The sequence below is a fragment of the Desulfoplanes sp. PS50 genome (assembly GCF_053851535.1).
This window is the reverse complement of record NZ_JBSPZA010000062.1, coordinates 1-5,585: the sequence shown is the minus strand read 5'-3', so window position 1 is coordinate 5,585 and position 5,585 is coordinate 1. Positions and strand designations below refer to the sequence as shown.

The window sequence follows — 5,585 nt, the reverse complement described above, 5'->3', positions numbered from 1 at the left end:
TTTTTCCACGCCGTCATCGCCCATGACATAGCTGAAGTGGGTATTCCTGAACTCCGCTGCGCCAATGCGTTTTTGCTGTTCCTTGACCCGCCTTCGGGTCTGAAGGGCCAGGCGAACTGCCCATTCCCAATGTCATCGGCTCTTTGACGAATGGCAACGAAATAGCCAGCTGTTCATCTGCCGGATCAAGGCCAGCACCAAGAAGAAGATTCTTTCACAAAATACTGTATCTGCCGAAAGCATTGTTTTTTTTGACGGCACCGTACTGCTGGGCATCCCCGGTATTAATCAAAGCCAGACTGCCTTGCGGTTGGTCGGCTATGAGGTCGACAGGGTCAAATACTGGATCGCTACCAACCATCATGATTTGACCGGTGAACAGATCGCCCAGGCTTACAAACTGCGCTGGAACATCGAAAATTTCTTCGCTTGGTGGAAAAGGCACTTGAAAGTCTACCACCTGTGTATGTTTTATCTCAGTTACTCAACACCAAGCGCCTTGAATACAGCGTCCACTGGGTCTGCATAAAAACTTGTCTGGAATTTTGCAAAGAGTTCCCCGGGGATGGACGGGATGTCTCCCACGCTGCTCATGGGCACGAGTATCCGCTTTGCTCCGGCGTCAAAGGCGACCTGCAGGGATGCGGCCAGGTTGTCGGCCGGGATGATGCTTCCGCCGAGACTCATGTCGCCGAGGACTACGAGGCTGCCTTGCACGGGTTTGCCGATGAGACCTGAGCAAAAGGCGATAAGGCAGGGGAGGGTCATGGCGCTGTTGGGGCCGGTGTTGTGGAGTTCTATGAGGTGCAGGTGGTAATCTTTGTCGGCCGGTGTGGATGAGCCGCTGATCCTGTTTGAATGGGCTTTGAAGTAGTCAAAGGCCACCTTGATGCTTTCCTTGGCCTTGGCATGGGAGCCGACCCCGGAGATGGATAGTTTGCCGCTTCCAGCCGTAACCTGCAGCTCCAGTCTGTACAGTCCCAGATAGCCGTTGGTTCCCGCTCCGATGGTGTGCAATGTCCCGGGATTGAGAGGGCCTTCGGGGATGAGTGATCCCCCGCCATGTTCGGGAACACTGATGAATTTTTCCTCGCGGGTATCCTTGTCGATGTAGCTGAAATGCACATCGTAGAATTCCATACCGCCGAGTTTCTTGAGCTGTTCCTTGACCCGCCGTCTTCCTTCCAACGCATACTCCAGACACCGTTCCACCGCATCCTTGTCGAAATCACCCTTGGGATACAGAAGTTTCAGCAGACCGGACACGGTTTTTCGGACCGCTATGGTATCACGCTGGTTAAGGTTGTTGCCCAGGGAGAAATAATGGTCCATGGCATCGGCAAAGGTGGTCTTGCGCATTTCTCGGAAGAATTCCGCCATGTAGTCGACAATGAGTCCATACCGGTTGGTGAAAAATTCCGGGCGCATCTTGGGGATTTCCCAGCCGGGAATGTAGCAATGCATGCGGTCGAAGAACGCCGTGTCGATCATGACCTCCGGGAAGGGAGCGAACAAATGGCTTGTTTTGACCAGGGTATCCACGCTCTGGTTGATGTTCCCCACAAATACCATGGATGCGTTGGCGCTGATGGAGTCCCTTCCCCGGGAAAAAGATCCTGAGGCCATGAAATCCTTCATGATCTGGACGCCGTCTTTGTCCTTGAAGTGGATGCCTGCCACCTCGTCAAAGGCGACCACATCCCATACCCCCACCAGCCCCACCTTGCGGGAGCCCATGTTGTAGAAGAGGTTGGCCACCGTGGTCTGACCGCCAGAAACCAGGATGCTGTTCGGGCTGAGTTCCTTGTAGACATGACTTTTCCCGGTTCCGCGCGGACCAAGCTCACAGACGTTGTAATTATTTTCCACCAGCGGGATGAGTCGGGCCAGGAGATGCCATTTGACCCGTTCGTCAATGGTTGTGGGCTCCATGCCGATGGACCGCATGAGCACATCGATCCATTCCTCTTCCGTGAAATGGGACCTGGCTTCATACAGCCCGTCCATGTTCATGTTTGGCATCTGGATGGGCTTGAGTTCGGCAATGGAAAAGGGGGACCCCTTCATCCCTTCCTCGAAATAGTAGTTGATCAGCACGATGCACCAGATCCCGCCCACGAGAAGCTTTTCATACTCCTTGACGAAGGAGTTGGAGATCTCCACCCCCTGGACACCGAGGTTGGAGAGCAGGGCCTCATACCAGTCCCTCCGTTCGTTCAGCTTGACGGTCACCTTGTCGATGATCTTGAAGCTGCCCCGCTCCCGGATGATGGATTTGACCTTTTCCGCCTCATCTGGCCGGACATAGTTCTGGGAAAGGATCTCCTTCACGGACTGGACGCCGTCCTCGATGACTTCGTCGTCATCGGAGGCGCAATACATACCGAGCAGATATTCCAGCACGTAGGTAGGCACATTGGCCCCTTCCTTGAGAAGCTTGGTCAGGTCCTTGCGGACTACTTTCCCTGCAAAATGATTATTCAGCATGGGATCGAGGCCGGAGTTGGTCGTATTGGTAGTGGAGTTGGTGGTCATTGTTTTTGTGAGGCTGAGGTTTTTTTATTATGAAAATGGCAGGCTGAAGGCGGAAGGAAAGGACAGGCGGAAGGAACGGACAGGCGGAAGACTGAAGGAAGTGCCTAAAGCCTTACCTTCTGCCTAAACCCCTTCCGCCTTCAGCCTATCCTTCCCTTCAGCCTGTCCTTTTAAAAATCATTCATGAACGCGAGATCAATATACACAGGTATCCGTTCATATTCTATCTGGGTGGTCGGATCTCTGAGAATCAGGCCATATTCTTTGGTATTGTCGTACGTTCCCTTTTTGAGCATCAATTTGACGCTGCGGGTGCGCTCTTCCATGGCATCGGAGGTGCTGTCAAAGGTGACGGTCACTTCATCGCTGATGAGCCTGTCTCCGTCCCTGATGGAAATGACCAGGCTCCGGGCAAGAGTTCGTTCAGATACTTTTTCTGTCTGGATGAATTTCCATTTTTGGATGTTGTTGACGATTCTTCGATTCGAACCGAGCAGGGAAACACCGACTCTGGTCACACTGTCACGCACCTTGGTCTTGCCTTCCAACTCCCTGACTCGAACAAGGGGGACGATCACTTCCTGAGGCATGGCACCGCCATGGATGAACTGGGCGCCCCCTGAAAAGTAAAATCGGTTTGCTCCCCTGGGTATCCAGAATTCCATGGGATCGATGGTCCCTGCCGTGACATCAGTGGTTCCCGCCCAGATTTTTTCCCCTGAGCCGAGATTGTTGCCGAGGATGAACCGTTTATTCTTTTTGATGATGCCTTCCGGTAGGAGGTCCAGGCCGCTTTTTTCCAGATCGCCGAGCGGCTTGTCCTGGTAGATGAATCCGTGGTCAGCGGTCACGAAGATATTGGTTCCGTTCAATCCGTTGACAATCCATCGGATCAGGGATGTCAGGGTATCCACCGCGGCCCTGGCACCTGCAAAGACTTCTCCCGCGCTGGTTGCCGTGTGGCCGTTGCCGTCGATCTGGTCGTGGTACACATAGACGAGTCGGTAGGGCCGGATGAAGTCACGTCCCTCATCCTTGTTCATGGCCAGAAGATCCTCGGCATGGACGCATATACCCTCGCGTTTGCCCAGAATGGTCTTGCGCTGTTCCAAAGACCCGCATGGCTGGTCATCCACCTGGATCTGGTCAGTTCCCTGTTTGTATCCATATTTCGTGCGGGGAATCAGAGATGCCATCCCAAGGGCCGTATAGCTCGGCAAGACCCCCCACAATGGTTCCAGATTGGCCTTGAACCGGGATTTGGTGTTGATGTTCCGGGTAAGTTCCTCGGCAACTTCGTAGCGCATGCCATCACTTATGATCACAAAGACCCGGGACGTGGGCTTGGATCGTAGGATCGGTTTGACATGATTAGTGAAGAAATCCTTTTGCTTGCCTATGCCGTCGAGTGTCCAGTTTTCAAGCAATCCTTCGCTGCCGGGCATGAAGCTGTCCCAGGTCATGGCCAGCCTGTCGAGATACCAGTCGCTGTAACAGGCTTCCACGCTGGTCTTGACCTCCTTGAGCACGTCCCATCCTGCCAGTTGAACCCCTGCAGCGGCCTCGTGGAAGAGGCGGTAGAGCTGATCGAACCGGAAGAGTTCCGAGGTATAGGCACGGAACATCTCCAAAGGGGTAGGGTAACTGAACCCGGCATCGAATTTCTGCCGCAGCTCAAAGAGTTCCAGGACCGCGTCCAGGGCTGCATAGGCTGTTTTGTAGATGTTTTTCGAGGATTCTTCCGCATCCCGAACACTTGCCCAATAGCTGTCCCGCCTGTGCAGGATGGCCGTTTTCAGGCGATCAAAGTCTCCGAGATGGGGATGAACGATCTTTGTGCGTATGGTCCGGATAATGTGTTGTTCAACCGACTCGAAGGTCATCACATGCAAAAGCTCGGCTTCGTTGTACCCGCCAAGAAGAGTATCCATGCCGAGCTCCTGGGAGACAAGAGCCGATAATCGTCTGTATGTCTGGTGATGGCCGAGATGATTGCGCCACTGGGCCACAAATACCGAAGCATTGGTAGCCAGAGAGGAATCCTTGAAGAGAAAATGTTTGAGCGCGGCCGGTGTGGATCCGTCCAGGGTGAGGGCAAGGTCGTTGACCAGAAGGCGGATCAGCACATCTGACAGACTTGGAGGTGATACCCTGTACCCGAAGGTCGCTGCCATTCTGTCCCAGAAAAAGGCATCCAGGCCGAATTTTTCGATCTCCTCCCATGGTTTAGGCAATGTCTGGATGTCCTCGCCCATGGCCCCGAAGAGCTTCATCAGGATGTCGAACAACCCTGCCTGATCTGCCTTGACCAGAACCGCGATCATTTTCATGTCCAGTTCATTTTCAAGGTCATCCGGGGTGACAAGTTGCTTGAGACGGGCGAACCGGTCCTGGCTGTTGAAGAATTTTTTTCTTGATTCCAGATGAGAGCGCATCGATTGATGGGACAGGCCCAGATCGTTCAGAATAATGGAAGCCCGGTCGGCATGGAATGTCCGGCTGTAGAGTTTCATATCCAACAGCCACTCCTTGTCCGGTTCGGGTTCGGCATAGGGGAAGTAGAGAAGAAACCTGCCCTCCCGATCCTTCAGCTCCAGCCGGATCTTGAGCTCCAAAAGGGATTCCTGATCACATTGGATGATGGTCACCCCTTGCAGAGTAAGAGCGGGGACAACGTCGCTGAACTCCTGGTCAGGATCGTACCAGAAGACGAGGCGTTCGTTTTGGTTGTCGAATATGTCGGTTAGGCTTTCGATGAGTTGGGTGGTATTCATGGTTTTTGGGTGAAGGCTGAAGTTTAAAGGGACTTAGGCAGAAGGAAAAGCTTTGGGCAGTTCCTTCTGCCTATCCTTTGCTTCATTCTGTTTTGAGATGTTGTAGAGTAAAAATCCATTCTAGCCACTCCTGCCGCTCCGCCCTTTGGCTCGACTTTCAGGGTTGAGACATCGTAAAGCAATAAAAACTTAACGATTATAACGTGTTGTCAAAATTTTTTGCGTAAGACCCTAATTAATATCCATGCAATCTTGTTTTATTCACGTTATTCAACA

General features: G+C 52.9%; 3 protein-coding genes and 1 pseudogene. 1 reads left to right on the top strand and 3 read right to left on the bottom strand.

The features are described 5' to 3' along the window. Positions 1 to 117 (bottom strand): annotated as a pseudogene (locus tag ACTVJH_RS15550) (hypothetical protein); the annotation flags it as partial. A gap of 52 nt (positions 118 to 169) precedes the next feature. On the opposite strand from ACTVJH_RS15550, the gene ACTVJH_RS15545 reads away from it, so the two are divergent. Beyond that, a complete protein-coding gene (locus ACTVJH_RS15545) occupies positions 170 to 529 on the top strand; it encodes a transposase (RefSeq protein ID WP_455992733.1) in 360 nt (119 codons plus the stop codon). On the opposite strand, the gene brxL is transcribed toward ACTVJH_RS15545, so the two are convergent. After that, positions 481 to 2,535, bottom strand: a complete 2,055-nt coding sequence (brxL, locus tag ACTVJH_RS15540; RefSeq protein ID WP_455992731.1) for a protease Lon-related BREX system protein BrxL — start codon at positions 2,533 to 2,535, stop codon at positions 481 to 483. The two genes, ACTVJH_RS15545 and brxL, sit on opposite strands and share 49 nt — an antisense overlap. A gap of 170 nt (positions 2,536 to 2,705) precedes the next feature. Further along, positions 2,706 to 5,309, bottom strand: coding sequence for a BREX-1 system phosphatase PglZ type A (gene pglZ, locus ACTVJH_RS15535; protein ID WP_455992728.1), 2,604 nt, complete (start codon positions 5,307 to 5,309; stop codon positions 2,706 to 2,708). Positions 5,310 to 5,585: the final 276 nt, after the last annotated feature.